General features: G+C 66.9%; 12 protein-coding genes. 5 read left to right on the top strand and 7 right to left on the bottom strand.

Annotation, left to right across the window (positions count from 1 at the left end):
- Window positions 1-78 precede the first annotated feature (78 nt).
- On the bottom strand, window positions 79-1065 hold the full coding sequence (locus M673_RS19045; RefSeq protein WP_061978264.1) for an ABC transporter permease: 987 nt from the start codon (window positions 1063-1065) through the stop codon (window positions 79-81).
- A gap of 58 nt (window positions 1066-1123) precedes the next feature.
- Entirely contained in the window at window positions 1124-2605 is a 1482-nt protein-coding gene (locus M673_RS19050) for a sugar ABC transporter ATP-binding protein (RefSeq protein ID WP_061978265.1), read from the bottom strand.
- Between the two features lie 290 nt (window positions 2606-2895).
- On the opposite strand from M673_RS19050, the gene M673_RS19055 reads away from it, so the two are divergent.
- Window positions 2896-4116, top strand: coding sequence for an MFS transporter (locus tag M673_RS19055; RefSeq protein ID WP_061978266.1), 1221 nt, complete (start codon window positions 2896-2898; stop codon window positions 4114-4116).
- 167 nt (window positions 4117-4283) lie between these two features.
- Here M673_RS19055 and M673_RS19060 read toward each other — a convergent pair whose 3' ends face one another.
- Together M673_RS19060 and M673_RS19065 are read right to left on the bottom strand one after the other, a co-directional pair.
- Complete coding sequence (locus M673_RS19060) at window positions 4284-5249, bottom strand: magnesium and cobalt transport protein CorA (RefSeq protein WP_061978267.1); 966 nt, start codon at window positions 5247-5249, stop codon at window positions 4284-4286.
- A gap of 183 nt (window positions 5250-5432) precedes the next feature.
- Window positions 5433-7697, bottom strand: a complete 2265-nt coding sequence (locus tag M673_RS19065; protein ID WP_082639868.1) for a HAMP domain-containing methyl-accepting chemotaxis protein — start codon at window positions 7695-7697, stop codon at window positions 5433-5435.
- A gap of 407 nt (window positions 7698-8104) precedes the next feature.
- Here M673_RS19065 and M673_RS19070 point away from each other — a divergent pair, with 407 nt between their 5' ends.
- Window positions 8105-9169: a spore photoproduct lyase family protein gene (locus tag M673_RS19070; RefSeq protein ID WP_061978269.1), complete on the top strand. Its 1065-nt coding sequence runs from the start codon at window positions 8105-8107 to the stop codon at window positions 9167-9169.
- Window positions 9170-9184: 15 nt separating this feature from the next.
- Here M673_RS19070 and M673_RS19075 read toward each other — a convergent pair whose 3' ends face one another.
- From M673_RS19075 to M673_RS19085, 3 genes are all read right to left on the bottom strand, one after another.
- Complete coding sequence (locus tag M673_RS19075) at window positions 9185-9400, bottom strand: DUF2934 domain-containing protein (protein WP_244510310.1); 216 nt, start codon at window positions 9398-9400, stop codon at window positions 9185-9187.
- A gap of 197 nt (window positions 9401-9597) precedes the next feature.
- A complete protein-coding gene (gene derI / locus M673_RS19080; RefSeq protein WP_061978271.1) occupies window positions 9598-10059 on the bottom strand; it encodes a D-erythrulose-4-phosphate isomerase in 462 nt (153 codons plus the stop codon).
- A 118-nt stretch (window positions 10060-10177) separates the two neighbouring features.
- Entirely contained in the window at window positions 10178-11131 is a 954-nt protein-coding gene (locus M673_RS19085) for a sugar-binding transcriptional regulator (RefSeq protein ID WP_061978321.1), read from the bottom strand.
- Window positions 11132-11418: 287 nt separating this feature from the next.
- Between M673_RS19085 and tkt the strand changes: the two genes are divergently transcribed.
- The 3 genes from tkt (at window position 11419) to fba (ending at window position 15420) form a co-directional block, all read left to right on the top strand.
- Window positions 11419-13431: a transketolase gene (gene tkt, locus M673_RS19090; protein ID WP_061978272.1), complete on the top strand. Its 2013-nt coding sequence runs from the start codon at window positions 11419-11421 to the stop codon at window positions 13429-13431.
- Window positions 13432-13564: 133 nt separating this feature from the next.
- The gene (locus M673_RS19095; protein WP_082639869.1) at window positions 13565-14332 is read left to right on the top strand and encodes a triose-phosphate isomerase; all 768 of its coding nucleotides are present in this window, start codon (window positions 13565-13567) and stop codon (window positions 14330-14332) included.
- 23 nt (window positions 14333-14355) lie between these two features.
- Window positions 14356-15420: a class II fructose-bisphosphate aldolase gene (gene fba, locus M673_RS19100; protein ID WP_061978273.1), complete on the top strand. Its 1065-nt coding sequence runs from the start codon at window positions 14356-14358 to the stop codon at window positions 15418-15420.
- The last annotated feature ends 1 nt before the right edge of the window (window position 15421 follow it).

Raw genomic sequence — 15421 nt, forward strand, 5'->3', positions numbered from 1 at the left:
GCCGGCTCCTCCGCCGGCCGAGACGATGGGCGCGGGTGCGCCGATGGGCATGAGACGCGCGCGGGCGCGTTGATGGGGTCAGGCGCCGTGCTTGCGCGTCTGGTCCAGCATCACGGCGCCGACGATCAGGGCGCCCTTCAGGATCTGCTGGTAGTAGGATTGGATGCCGAGGAGATCGAGGCCGTTGTTCATGACGCCGATGATCAGCGCGCCGATCAGGGTGCCGGTCACCCGCCCGACGCCGCCCGACAGCGACGTGCCGCCGATGACCACCGCCGCGATGGCGTCGAGCTCGTAGGCGACGCCGGCCTGCGGCAGGGCCGAGCCCGTGCGCGCCGACAGGATCATGCCGGCGAGGCCCGACAGCGCGCCGGAAATGACATAGACGAGGAAGCGGATACGAGTGACGTCGATCCCGGATGTCTTGGCCGCGTGCGGATTACCGCCCACGGCATAGATGTAGCGGCCGAAGCGGGTGCGCGAAAGAATCCACCAAGAGACGATGAAGACGCCGGCGAGGATCACCACCGGCATGGGCACGCCGAGAACGTTGCCCGTGCCGATCCAGCGGAAGTCCGGCACGAGGCCGGGCACCGGGCGCCCGTTGCCGTAGATCAGAGTCGCGCCGCGCGCCGCCGAGAGCATGCCGAGGGTCGCCACGAAGGCCGGCACGGAAAAGCGCGAGACGATGAGGCCGACGATCGAGCCCGTCAGGACGCCCACGCCGATGCCGGCGGCGAGCGCCAGCGCCACGGGATAGGGCCCGCCCGCGACGCCCGCCGGCGAGGTCGTGGCAAGACTGGCGCTGACCATGCCGGCCAGCGCCACGACCGAGCCGACCGACAGGTCGATGCCGCGCGTCAGGATGACGAAGGTCATGCCGATGGCGAGCACGCCGTTGATCGAGGTCTGGAGCAGGACGTTGGAGATGTTGCCGGCCGTCAGGAAGAACTCGTTCGACAGCGCCAGCACCGCGACGAGCACCAGAAAGGCGATGAAGATGCCGTATTCCTGGATCAGGAGGCGGCGACGCTCAGAGCCGAACCAGCCCGTGGCCGGTTTCATACCGATGTCAGACAACGCTGTTCTCCCATAGCGTTCGAGACGTCCCGAGGGGCGAGGCTCAGGTCGAAAGATGGACGAGCGACTGGGCGCTGGCCTCGGCGCGCTCGAGAATGCCGGCCGAGCGCCCGCCGCGCATGACCATGACGCGGTCCGACATGCCCAGCACCTCGTCGATCTCGGACGAGATCATCACCACCGTGCCGCCGCCGGCCGCGAAGTCGCAGATGACGCGGTAAATCTCGCGCTTGGCGCCGACATCGACGCCGCGCGTCGGCTCGTCCAGCAGGAGCAGGCGCGGATTGCGCAGGAACCACTTGCCGAGCACCACCTTCTGCTGGTTGCCGCCCGACAGGCCGGAGACCGGCATCGTGTCGCGCGCCGCCTTGATGGCGAAGCGCTCGATCATGGCGCGGCTGGCCTCGACCTCCGCCTTGCCGCGCATCACGAAGCCGGGGCTCATCTCGGGCAGGCTGGCGAGCGCGATATTGGCGCGCACCGAATCCGACAGGTTGAGACCGGTCTGCTTGCGGTCTTCCGTCACCAGCGCGATGCCCTGGCGCATCGCGTCGCGCGGGCCGGTGATGGAGACGTCGGCCCCCTCGACGCGGATCTGCCCCTGCGCCTTGGGGTCGAGGCCGAACAGGGCGTCGAAGATTTCCGTGCGGCCCGAGCCCATCAACCCGTAGATGCCGAAGATCTCGCCCTTGCGCACGGAAAACGAGATGTCGGAGATATGGCCGGGGCTCGACAGGCCCTCGACCTCCAGTCCGATCTCGGCGGTCGGCGCGTTGGTCTTGATATATTCCTCGCCCATCTCGCGGCCCACGATCATGCGGATCAGCGAGGGACGATCCGTCTCGGCCAGCTTGCCGCTGGCGACATAGGCGCCGTCGCGGAACACGGTGTAGCTGTCGGCGATCTGGAAGATTTCCGACAGGCGGTGCGAGACATAGACGATGCCGCGCCCCTGGGCCTTCAGGCGCTCGATGGCGGAAAAGAGCTGCTGCGCCTCGCGCTCGCCGATGGCCGATGTCGGCTCGTCCATGAAGATGACTTCGGCGTCGTGGCTCAGCGCCTTGGCGATTTCGACCAGCTGCATCTGCGCGACGGTCAGCGTCTGCATGGTCTGGCTCGCGCGGATCTGGAAGCCCAGCTCGTCGAGCAGGCTTTGCGCGTCGCGGTTCATGGCCCGAAAGTCGATGCCGCCGAAGCGGCCTGAAGGCTCGCGGCCGAGATAGATGTTCTCGGCCACCGTCATGAAGGGAACCGGGCTTAGCTCCTGCTCGATGATGGCGATGCCGGCGGCCAGCGCCTCGGCCGGACCGGAAAACTCCACCTCGCGCTCGCCGCGCCAGATCGTGCCGCCGTCGCGCTTGTGAATGCCCATGAGGATGGAAAGAAACGTGGATTTGCCCGCGCCATTGCCGCCGCACAGCGCATGGACCGAGCCCGGTGCCAGTTCGAAGCGGCCGTCCTTCAGAGCCGCGACGCCGCCGAACGACTTGCGTAGCCCTTCAACCCGCAGAAGCGGTGCCGACATGGTGCCTCCTCCCGAAGGCGGCCGGTCTTCCCCCGGTGTCGCCCTCCCTCCCCGGCACCGACTCCCATCGGCGCTTCGTTGTGACTTTTTTCAAGCATGGCTCGACATCTGTCAACTCGCCTTGTTGCGATCCCCCGGAATTTCATCTGATTGGCTTGGCATCCTTGTGTGGTTTGGGGATGCGCCAGCGGAAGCCCGCGGCTGTCATCTCGCCGACATACGGCGGCGGTACGGGCGGACCGAAGGGGCTGGCCGGCGGCCTGCCCGGTCGCCGCTCGAGGAATCGTCCCATGATCGTGCCCTCCCCTTCTCCTCGACAGGCGGGCCGCGAGGCGGCTCTCATTCTCCTATTTCTGTTCGGTCTCGCGTTGACGAACGCTTCGCTCGTCACCTTCATGGGGTTCCACATCGTTCACGATCTCGGCCAGCCGCCCTGGGCGATCGGGCTCTATGCCGGCGTCACGACGCTGGTGAGCGTGACGGCCAACCGGGCGGCGGGCGAGCGGATCGACCGGGGCTGGCCGATCGCCCGGCTGGTGTCGCTTGCCAATCTCTGCATGCTCGCCGGCACGCTGATCCTGGCCCTGCCGCATGACTACGCGCGCCTTCTCACGCTCGCCGCGCCCCTCGTGGCGCTGGGCCAGACGGCGACCACGAGCCTCTACAGTCTCGGGCGGCTTCATGCCGAGCGAAACGGGATCGATCCCGCCCGCGCCAACACGCGCCTTCGCACCATGACGTCGCTCGGCTGGATGATCGGGCCGCCGTTGGGTTTCGGCGCGGCCGATCTTTGGGGCAGCGCTTCGGTGTTTCGCCATGCCGCAGTTCTGGCGGCGCTGTGTCTCGGCCTTGGCTTTCTCTGCCTGCCGCGCGGCTTTCGCAAAGACACGCCGACGCCAGCGAACAGCTCGGCTGCGGCGAGGGAGGACGGGCCGAACCCGGCGCTGCGGATCGCCGGGCTCGTGTGCCTGCTCTTCTCGATCTCACAGTGCCTTTGTGCTGTCTCGCTGCCGATCTTCCTGATTCAGGACATCGGCCTGCCGACCTTCGCGCCCGGCCTGTCCTTCGGCGTGAAATGCCTGTTCGAGGTGGTGCTGATCCTGTCCTGCGCGCCGCTGATCGCGCGCTTCGGCGCGCGAACCTGCCTCCTCGCCTCGGCGGGGCTTGGCGTCCTCGCCTATGCCCTGCTCTCGAAGGTCCATTCGATCCCGACGCTGATCGTCGGCGCGGCGGCGGAAGGCGTCTATTACGGCCTCTTCGCCGGCGTCAGCGCCAGTTTCGTTCAAGGCTTCTCACGCGGGCGCATCGGCCGCGCGACCTCGCTTTACATGAACAGCCTCTTCCTCGGCAGCTTGGCCGCCACCAGCCTCCTGGCGGCCCTCGCGACGTTTCTGAGCTTTCGCGCCACCATCCTCGCAGCGATGGGCACCATGGCCGGCGCGGCAATCCTGCTTCTCCTTACACGCCGCTTCGACGCGCAGTCTGACCTTGCCGCCAGCGGGCGGGCTTGAGCCTCTGAGGCTGTTTGGAAGCTCGGCGGCGGAGGGCCGGCGAGGGATTTTTGGGCGTCGCGAGGCGCCAAACGCAGTCGATGCCAGCGGCATCGGCGAGGATTGGCAACGAAGCGTCGGCTAAAAAGAACCGTCGGACCGACCCGACCGAGTTTCCAAACAGGCTCTCAAAGCCAGCCGCTGCGCCGGAAGCGCCAGAACAGGAAGCCGGCAATGCCGACGATCGCGGTCAGCACGACGAAATAGCCGTAGCGCCAGTGCAATTCCGGCATGTTCTCGAAATTCATGCCGTAGACGCCGGCGATCGCCGTCGGCACGGCGAGGATGGCGGCCCAGGCGGCGAGCTGGCGGGTGATCTCGCCCTGCCGATGCTGCTCCAGCAAGGAGGAGGCTTCGAGCGTCGCGGTGATGCTGTCCCGCGCGCCCTCGATGCGGGCGGTGGCGCGGCGCACCCGGCCGTAGACATCGCTGAAATAGGGCCGCACTTCGGCGTCGAGCCCCTTGTGCTCGAGATGGGCGAGCCGCTCCAGCACCTCTTCCATCGGCCCCATGATGCGGCCGAAGCGGGCGAGTTCGCGGCGAATGGAAAAGAGCGTGTTGATCTCGCCGCGGGTCAGGAAGGCGTCGAGCGCGCGCCGCTCCATGTCGAACAGGTCCTCCTCGATCGATTCCAGGACAGGCTCGTAATTGGCGACCACGAAATCGAGAACGCCATACAGCACGTAGTCAACGCCGTATCGCAGCAGCAGCGGCGAGGCCTCGAGCTTGGCGCGCAGCGGCCGGTGGTCGCTGTGCGAGCCGGTGCGGATCGTGACGATCACGTCCTCGCTGACGAAGATCGAGGTGTTGCCGTAGCGGATATGGTCGCCCTCCCGCATCGCCGTGCGCGCCACGAGAAACAGCTCGCCGTCATAGACTTCGAGCTTGGGCCGCACATGCGGATGGCTTGCGTCCTCCAGCGCCAGCGGATGGAGATCGAAGCAATGGCCGAGCGCGGACATCTCCGCCTCGGTCGGGTCCGCGATGCCGATCCAGACGAAGCTGCCGGGCTCGCGCGGCGGCAAGGGCTCGGACAACGAGACTTCCCGCAGGCGCTTTCCGTCCCGGTATTCGTAGGCGGCGACGACGGTCATGGGCGTTCGGTCCCGCTGTTGGAATTCGCCGCGTGCTCATGGCGCAAGGCGGGGCTCTCGTCCAGCGGCGAAGGGCCGCAGACGGGGCAGACTTTGTACGAGCCCGCGGGCCACCCTCGACCCGAAGGTCGGAGGGCGGCCCGCAGGCACGATCAGTCGTTCAGCGGCAGCCTTGCTCCCGCCTTAGCCGCTCATGCGCTCGAAGCCCCGCTGGCGGTCGTTCTCATTGAGGTCGAGATCGAAGCCGCCGCGCGGGCTGTTGGAGGCCGGCGCCTTGGGGGCCGGCGCGGGGCGCGCGGTGCTGGCGAACTGGTCCACGCGGTTCTGCAGGGTGCGCACGTCAGGGCGCGGCGTGCTCGGGGCGACGGAGCCGCTGTGCGCGAGCGGCGGCAGCACCGGCTTCTGGTCGGCCGCCTCGCTCAGGCGGAAATAGGCGACCCGGTCGTTCAGGCGGCGCGCCTCGGCGGCGAGCTGCTCGGAGGTCGCCGACATCTCGTTGGCGGCGGAGGCGTTCTGCTGCGTCACCTGGTCGAGCTGCTGGATCGCGGCGCTGGTCTGCTGCGCCACCTGGTCGATCTGCGCGGCCGACTGCGTGACCTGCTGCGTCACCTGATCGAGCTGCTGGATCGCCTGGTTGATCTGATCGGCGCCTACATTCTGCTCGCGGCAGGCGGCGGAAATTTCGGCCACGAGATCGGCGGTGCGCTGAATGTCGGGAACGAGCTGCTCCAGCATCCGGCCGGCCTCTTCCGAAATGGAGAGGGTCGAGGTCGATAGGGACCCGATCTCGGACGCCGCCTGCTGCGAGCGCTCGGCGAGCTTGCGCACTTCGGAGGCGACGACCGCGAAGCCTTTGCCATGAGCGCCGGCACGGGCCGCTTCGATCGCGGCGTTGAGGGCGAGAAGGTCGGTCTGGCGAGCGATTTCCTGGACGATACAGATCTTGTCGGCGATCGTGCGCATGGCCTCGACGGAGTTGATCACCGCCTCGCCGCTGCGCTGCGCGTTCTGCGAAGCCTGAGCCGCGATCTTGGCCGTGGCGCCGGCGTTCTCGGCGTTCTGGCGGATGTTGGCGGCCATTTCTTCCATGGCCGAGGAAGCCTGTTCGGTGGCGGCGGCCTGCTCGCTGGCGCCGGAGGAAAGGCGCTGCGTGGTCGCGGCCTGCTCGTTGGCGCCCTGGCCGATCTGCTCGGTCGAGGCGGCCTGCTCGGTCGCGCCCTGGCTCAACTGCTCGGCCGTCACGGCGGACTGGCGGGCGCCGGCGGCGACCTGCGTCGCCGAGTTCGTCACGTCCGACACGATCTCGCGCAAGCGGGCCGACATGGTGTTCATCGCGCCGAGGAGATCGCCGATCTCGTCCCGGCTGGTGACGGGGGCGGTCTGGGTCAGATCGCCCGCGCCGATCGCTTCGGCGAACTTCACCGACTTCGTCAGGCCGCGAGAGATCGCGAGCGACATCCAGATGGCGGCCGCCGCGCCGATCAACACCGCGCCGACGATAAGCGCGATCAGGGTCAGGCGGGTCGCCTCGTAGCGGGCCTCGGCCGACTTCACGTCGCTTTCGGCCGCGAGGGACAGTTCCTCGTTGAGCTGGCCGAGGCGATCGCCCAGCTTGTTGGCGGGCGGAACGACCTGATTTTCAAGCATCGCCTGGGCTGTGGCGAACGTGTTCTCCACGCCGATCGCGGCCTGCCGCGCGATCTCCTCTCGCGCCTTGTCCCAGCCCGCCTTGGCACGAGCCAAGACATCGGCGGGAGCGCCGGTCAACTGGGCCGACAGGCCGTCGAGACGGCGATCGACCTCGCTCGAAGCGGCTTTGGAGCCGTCGGCGGACTGGCGGATCTGCTGGTCGTCGGCCAGAACCACGGCCTCGACCGCGAGGCGGCGGGACGCTTCCATTGCCGTCATCGCATCGTCCACGCCCAGGGCGTTTTCCAGCGAGCCGGCCCGGCGCAGATCGCCGCGCAAGACATTCAGCTCGGCCAGGATCGGGCTCAGGGCGGCATTCGCCGCCAGGATCGCCTTGTTGCCGACTTCCATGTCGGCCACTTCCAAGCTGTTCAAGGCGAGGTCCACCACGCGGCGGTAATCCTCGACGAGCGACGGGAGGTCGGACCAGGCGCTACGCTGCTCCTCGTTCATGGCGCCGGTCAGACTGGTCAGAGAGGTGTCGATCGCCCGCCAGTTTTCCGCGATGTTGGCCTTGCTGGCGGCAATCACGGTTTCGTCCGTCGTCATCAGGATGCGCAGGAGCAGACGGCGCATGTCGGTGACGTTGCCTCGGATCGCCAGTCCGCTCTGGACCTGGGCGAAAGGGCCGCCGACGAAGCCGGACATGGCGGCGTTGGTGGTGGCGAGGCTGCCGATCGAGAGGTAGCCGCAGAGGCCGAACAGCAGAAGGACGACCCCGAAGGACGCCATTAACTTTGCCCTGATGGTCATTCGCATGATGATCGTCCTTCAGCCGACATCGAACACTAACCGGCCTGGGACCGTGGTCCTGCCGAGCACAACAAATCGGATCCGAGCGCCTCGACGCATTGCTTGCGCTCGGCGGCCCGTATCGGTCCGCGATGAAGCGGACGACTTTCTCCCAGCGTTCCCTGGCATTCGATGTCGAGCTCGGCCTCTGCGATTCGATCCGCTCGACATTCCTGTTTGTTCGGACGATGCTTGAAAATTATTGAGAGGCTTCTAACGGCAGATGGGTTTCATCCATGGCCTGACACTGCTTCGACTTATATAGCCGGCTCCTGATAGTCCGGGATGCTGATCTTCTTGGAGATCGCGTCTAATGTCCGCAACATGCCGCCCGCGGCCCCTTCCCTCGCCCGCCGCGACACCATATCGGAGCTATGGCCCTTCGCCCGCTGATCGACCCCACCCGCATCTATCTCGAACCCGCCGCGCGCGCCCATCCGCGCGGGCAGGCGATTCTCGCGCGCTTTCCGCAGGCCGAGCAGGTGGAGGTCGAAAGTTATGCCCGCATCCCGGAGCTCTTCAACGACCCGTCGAGCGTCGACGGCTGGCTGAGCATCAAGCGGGACGTTCTCGTGCTCGGGCTGAAGAAGAGCATGACCTTGCGGCCGAACGGGCGCAGCGCCGACTTCATCGCGCCCTCCTCGTCCAATGGCTGCGCCATGGCCTGTTCCTATTGCTACGTTCCGCGCCGAAAGGGGTATGCCAACCCGGTGACGATCTTCGTGAACGGCGAGGATGTCGTGGCGGCGCTGCGCCGGCATGCGGGAAGGCTCGGCCCCAAGCCCCAGCCCAACAGCGTCGATCCCGTGGACTGGGTCTACGATCTCGGCGAGAACGGCGATCTTTCGGTGGACGCCACGCTGTCGGACAATGTGCACCTGCTCGTCGAGGCGTTTCGCGGGATGCCGAACGCAAAGGGCTCGTTCGCCACGAAGCACGTGAACCGCGATCTCCTGAGCTACGACCCGCAGGGACGAACGCGCATCCGCTTCTCGCTCATGCCCCAGGCCATGGCGCGCAGCGTCGACATCCGCACCTCACCGATCGCGGAGCGGATCGCGGCGATCAACGATTTCGTCGCCGCCGGCTACGAGGTGCATGTGAACTTCTCGCCCGTCATCGTGCACGAGCAATGGGAGGGCGAGTGGAAGGCGCTCTTCGGCGAACTCGACGCCGCGCTCTCGCCCGCTGCCAAGCGGCAGTTGAAATTCGAGATCATCATGCTGACTCACAATGCCGGCCTGCACGAGATCAATCTGGGCTGGCACCCCAAGGGCGAGGACGCGCTTTGGCGGCCCGACCTTCAGGAGGAGAAGGTCAGCGAAAGCGGCATGGTGAACCTGCGCTACCGCCATGGCTGGAAAGGCCAATGGCTGGCGCGCCTTCGTACATGGCTGAATGAAGCCATGCCCTATTGCGAGGTTCGCTACGCGTTCTGACGACGCGTGTCGGGGTCAGTGGAAAGTAGCGTGTTCCGCCACGAAGGGCTGCGCGGTCCAGAGCATGCGGCGCATGAAGGCGGTCTCGCCTTCCATGCCGTTCGCCTCGTACCAGGGCTGGGCCGAATCGGAGGCGAGACGCTGACGCTCCGCCATCAGCCAATGCTCCAAGGCGCGGCCTTCGGGATGGCCTTCCGATTGCCAGATCGCATAGGCGCGATCGCGGATCATCTGCATGTCTTCGCCATGGAACATCGTCGTACACCCCTGCAACAGCATTCCAAAATCCATAATAGGACGGATGCGGGCAAACGTGTAGTCCCTGGCTGCAACAGTTGAGGGCTCTTCTCGGCCCTCCCCCGCCGCAAGACGCAAGAAGGGCCGGCCTGCGGGGCCGACCCTTCCTGAAAGCTTGGATCCGGGGCGCCTCAGGCGCTCTTGTACTTTTGCTCCACCGCGTCGATCGCATCGACATTGGGGCCGGACGACGAGGCGGGGTCGAAGGTCTGCGCGAGATAGGAGTCCACGATCGCCTTGGCGAGTTCGGGGCCGATCACGCGCGCGCCCATCGTGATGATCTGCGCGTTGTTGGAGAGCGCGGCCCGCTCGGCCGAGTAGGTGTCGTGCGTCAGCGCGGCGCGGATGCCCGGCACCTTGTTGGCCGAGATGCAGACGCCGATGCCCGTGCCGCAGACCAGAATGCCGCGATCGAACGTGCCGTCGACGACCTGGCTCGCGATCCGATCCGTGGTCGTGGCATAGCGCTCGGACTCGCCGGTCGGCGCCGCGCTGGCGTCCACGACTTCCAGATCGGTGCGCTTCTGCAGGTGCTCCATCAGCACCTTCACGAGCGGAACGCCGGCGCTGTCGCCACCCAGAACGATCTTCATGGTCTTGTCTCCTTCGACCTCTAGATTGGGGCGGGGCTGGGGAGCCCGAACGCGCGGGATCGGCCGACGGTCCGCGCCGCCGCGTTGCTGTTACTTCAAACACTTTCCGTTCAAATGTTCAAGGCGCCTTCTGGGTTGCAAGGCGGGTCGCCTCGTCCAGCGCCAGGATGCTCTGCGCATTGACGAGCGAGGTCGCGAGGACGCCGATGATCCCCGTGCGCAGAGCTGCGAGGATCGCCACGGTCTTCGTCGGCTCGGAGGCGATCGCCACGACATTGGGGATGGCGCGCATTTCCTCCAGCCGAAGGCCGATGACCCGGCCGCCGAGGATTTCGTTGCGCTCGCGCCCTTCGAGATCGAAGAAGTCGTAGCCCATGAGATCGCCCACCACGCCGGCGGCGCGCGCGGCCAGGATCTCGTCGCGCTTGAACCAGCCCATGCGCACCATGTGGCTTTCCTCGCCGAGATCGCCGATGCCGATCAGAGCGAAGTCGGCCGAGCGGGCGACATCCAGCGTACGGCGAACCGTCTGGTTGCGCAGCAGCGCGTCGCGCAGTGCCGCGTCCGGCACATAGGCCGGGGCATAGAGCGTTTCCGGCGTGCCGCCGAAGCGGCGCGCCAGTTTGCGGCAGATATGGTCGGCATTGCCGGGCTCGCCGGCGCGATGCGCGCCCCCCGTCGCACACACGAAGACCGCGCTTTCCACCGCCGGGCGCCCCCGCGTGTCGGCAACGGCCGCGACGTTGCGACCCATCCCGACGGCGACGGTCGCGCCGGTGAAGAGCTCGCGGTCGAGATAGTCCGCCACCACCAGGGCAACGTCGTCGCGCTGCGCTTCGGCGTCTGCCCGGTCGGCCGCGATCAGCGCGCGCTTCAGGCCGAAGCGCGCGCAAAGGCGCTCCTCGATATCGGCCGCCACGGTGCGGTGAACGCGAATGCGCACGTCCACCACCCCCTCCTCCCGCGCCTGGCGTAGGAGGCGGCTGACCTTCATGCGCGACAGGCCGAACTCGGCCGCGATGTCGGCCTGCGTCGCGTCGCCCTCGTAGTAGCGCCGCGCGATCTCGGTCATCAGCTCGATTTCGGTGGGGGCGATTGCGTCCACTTAGGCCTCGGCTGCTCGCAGGTGGGAAGGACGGCCGGCCATCGCAGCGACAATCCCAAAACCTGTTCATATGCGTTTTTCTCGTTCATATGAACATATTTCTAGGGGCGACGATTGATTTGGCGCGCCGCCCGTGGGAATGCTCTGCCCAGGACGGACAGGGTTCCTCGCCCCTAGCCCGCGTTTCCTTCGTGTTCGGCACGTCGGGGATGGGCGAACCGGGTGGACGAGCCCCCGCATCTCGGAGGACCCACATGCTCGACAAACCGAACCTTCCCCCGCTCGACGTCACGGTGACGCGCTATCTCGCCAGCGGCATCCGCTTCCTGTCGATGGACGCGGTGGAGGCCGCCAATTCCGGCCATCCCGGCATGCCGCTCGGCATGGCCGATGTCGCGACCGTTCTCTTCTCGCGCTTCATGAAGTTCGACGCCAAGCAGCCGAACTGGCCGGACCGCGACCGCTTCGTCCTGTCGGCCGGCCACGGCTCGATGCTGCTCTACAGCCTCCTGCACCTCACGGGCTACGAGGACTTCACGATCGACGAGCTGAAGCGCTTCCGCCAGCTTCACTCCAAGGCCGCCGGCCATCCCGAGTTCGGCGAAGGCGCCGGCATCGAGACCACGACCGGCCCTCTCGGCCAGGGTCTGGCGACCGCCGTCGGCATGGCGCTCGCCGAGCGCATCCTGAACGCGCGCTTCGGCACCGATCTCTGCGAACACTATACCTATACGATCGCGGGCGACGGCTGCCTGATGGAAGGTGTCAGCCAGGAGGCGATCTCGCTCGCCGGCCATCTGAAGCTGAACAAGCTGATCGTTCTCTGGGACGACAACCGCATCACGATCGACGGCGCCACCGATCTGACGACTTCCGACAATGTTGCGGGTCGCTTCGCCTCGGCCAACTGGAACACCGATGCGGTGGACGGCCATGACCCCGCCGCGATCGCCGCCGCGATCGAACGCGCCCAAAAGTCGGACAAGCCCACCCTCATCGCCTGCCGCACCACGATCGGCTATGGCGGCGGCAAGAAGGCCGGCACGTCCGGCGTCCACGGCTCTCCGCTCGGCGCCGAGGGCATCGCCTATGCCCGCGAATACTTCACCTGGGCACATGAGCCCTTCGTGCTGCCGGAAGACCTGACCGACCAGTGGAAGAGCTTCGGCCGTCGTGGCGAAGCCGATGCCAAGGCCTGGGCTGAGCGTCTGGCCAAGGCCGACCCCGCGCAACGCGAGGCGTTCGAGCGCGTGTTGAAGGACGGGTTCGACGGCAATCCGGCCGAGCTCCTGTCCGAGCTGAAGACCAAGATGATCGCGGACAAGGCCTCCCTTGCCACGCGCAAGGCCGGCCAGATGGTGGTCGAGGCGCTGACCGCCAAGTCCGCCAAGCTGATCGGCGGCTCGGCCGATCTGTCCGGCTCCAACCTGACCAAGGCTGGCGCTGCCAAGCCCGTGCAGGCGGGTGCCTATGACGGCAACTACATCTTCTATGGCGTGCGCGAGCACGCGATGGCCGCCGTCATGAACGGCCTCTCGCTGCATGGCGGCTTCACGCCGTTCGGTGGCACGTTCCTCTGCTTCTCCGACTATGCGCGGCCCGCCATGCGCCTGTCGGCCCTCATGCACCAGCCGGTCGTCTACGTCATGACGCATGACTCGATCGGCCAGGGCGAAGACGGCCCGACGCATCAGCCGATCGAGCATCTGGCAAGCTTGCGCGCCATGCCGAACATGCTGGTCATGCGCCCGGCCGACGGCATCGAGACGGTGGAATGCTGGGAAGCGGCGCTCGGCGACGTGAAGGCGCCGACGACGCTCGTCCTGTCGCGCCAGAACCTCAAGGCGGTGCGCACGGAAGCCTCCTCCGAGAACCTTTCGGCCAAGGGCGCCTACGTCCTGCGCGAGGCGGAAGGCGGCGCGCGCGCCGTTACGATCCTCGCCACCGGTTCGGAAGTCGAGATTGCGGTCGCGGCGGCAGAAGCGCTGGCCGGCGAAGGCGTGAAGGCGGCGGTCGTCTCCATGCCTTGCTGGGAGCTTTTCGCCAAGCAGCCCAAGAGCTATCGCGACGCCGTGCTCGGCTCGGCGCCGCGCATCGCGGTGGAGGCCGCCTCGCCTTTCGGCTGGACGCGCTTCGTCGAGGACGAGGACGACGTGATCGGCATGAACGGCTTCGGCGCGTCGGCGCCGGGCGCCGATCTCTACAAGCACTTCGGCATCACCGCCGAGAAGGTGGCGGAAAAGGCGAAGGCCAAGGCCCGCGCCTGAGGCACCGGACCAGCGGGGCCGGCTCGAAAGAGCCGGCCCCGTTTTCATGTGGGGGTTTCGGCGAGACGCGCGGCCCCCTCCCCCGTTCCGGCGAGAAGACCGGACGACTTATCGACATTTTGGAGGAGCGACTTTGCGCAAGCGTCCCTGGATCGGCACCAGCTGGAAAATGAACAAGACGATCGCCGAGGCCGACGCCTTCTGCGAGATCCTGAAGGCGTCGGATCGCGCCCATCGCTCCGACGACGCCCAGCTCTTCGTGATCCCCCCCTTCACGGTTCTCCATCGGGTGGCCGAGCAACTGAAGGCGACGGACGTGATCGTCGGCGCGCAGAACGCCCATTGGAAGGATAGCGGCGCCTGGACCGGCGAGATTTCCGTGCCGCAGGTTCGCGACTGCGGCGGCGCGCTGGTCGAGATCGGCCATTCCGAGCGGCGCACCTTCTTCAACGAGACCGATGAAACCGTGGCGCTGAAGACCGCCGCCACGGTGCGCCACGGGCTGACCGCGCTGGTCTGCATCGGCGACACGAAGGAAGAGTACGATTCCGGCCGCACCCAGGAGGCGCTGGAGCGCCAGGTTCTGGCGGCGATCTCGAAAGTCGACTGGGCGGGCGGCGCCAAGGTGATTCTCGCCTACGAACCCGTCTGGTCGATCGGCGAAGGCGGCACGCCGGCGGAGCCCGATTTCGCCGACGCGCAGCACAAGCGCATCAAGGCGCTGACCGCCGACCGCCTGGGCGCGCCGCTGTCGGTCGTATACGGCGGCAGCGTCAATCCCGGCAACTGCGTCGATCTCGCGCTCTGCGAGCATATCGACGGGCTCTTCATCGGCCGCTCCGCCTGGAGCGCCGAAGGCTATCTCGGCATCGTCGCCGACGTCACGGCCGCGCTCGGCTGATCGAAACGGAAGGACAAGACCCCATGGCCCTGATCACCCTCCGCCAGCTTCTCGATCATGCCGCCGAGCATGGTTACGGCGTCCCGGCGTTCAACATCAACAATATGGAACAGGGGCTGGCGATCCTTGCCGCTGCCGCCAAGACGGACGCCCCTGTCATCCTCCAGGCGAGCCGCGGCGCGCGCGCCTATGCCAACGACCTCATCCTCGCCCGGCTGATCGAAGGCCTATCGGAAATGCATCCCGACATTCCGATCTGCATGCATCTCGACCACGGCAACAACGAAGCGACCTGCATCACCGCCATTCAGCACGGCTTCACCTCCGTGATGATGGACGGCTCCCTGAAGGAGGACGGCGCGTCGCTGGCCGACTATTCCTACAATGCCGGCATCACGCGGCGCGTCTCCGACATGGCGCATTGGTGCGGCGCCTCGGTCGAGGGCGAGATCGGCGTTCTCGGCTCGCTCGAGACGGGGTCGGGAGAGAAGGAGGACGGGCACGGCTTCGAAGGCACGCTCAGCCACGACCAGCTTCTGACCGACCCGGAGGAAGCTGTCCGCTTCGTCGAGGACACGCATGTCGATGCGCTCGCCGTCGCCATGGGCACCTCGCACGGTGCCTACAAGTTCTCGCGCAAGCCGGACGGCGAGGTTCTCGCGATGAACGTCATCGAGGCGATCCATCGCAAGCTGCCCAACACACATCTCGTCATGCACGGCTCCTCCTCCGTGCCGGAGGACTTGCAGGAGATCGTCAACAAGCACGGCGGCGAGATCAAGCCGACCTGGGGCGTGCCGGTCGAAGAGATCCAGCGCGGCATCCGCCACGGCGTGCGCAAGATCAACATCGACACGGATTGCCGCCTCGCCATGACCGGCGCGATCCGCAAGGTCTTTGCGGAAAAGCCGGAGGAGTTCGATCCGCGCAAATATCTCGGCCCCGCGATGACGGCGGTCACGAAGCTCGCCGCACAGCGCTTCGAGGAGTTCGGGACGGCGGGCCATGCCTCCGCCATCAAGCCGATCGCGCTGTCGGACATGGCCAAGCGCTACCGCAATGGTTCGCTGAAGACCTCCGCCGCCTGAG

This window comes from Aureimonas sp. AU20 (genome assembly GCF_001442755.1).
GTDB lineage: Bacteria > Pseudomonadota > Alphaproteobacteria > Rhizobiales > Rhizobiaceae > Aureimonas.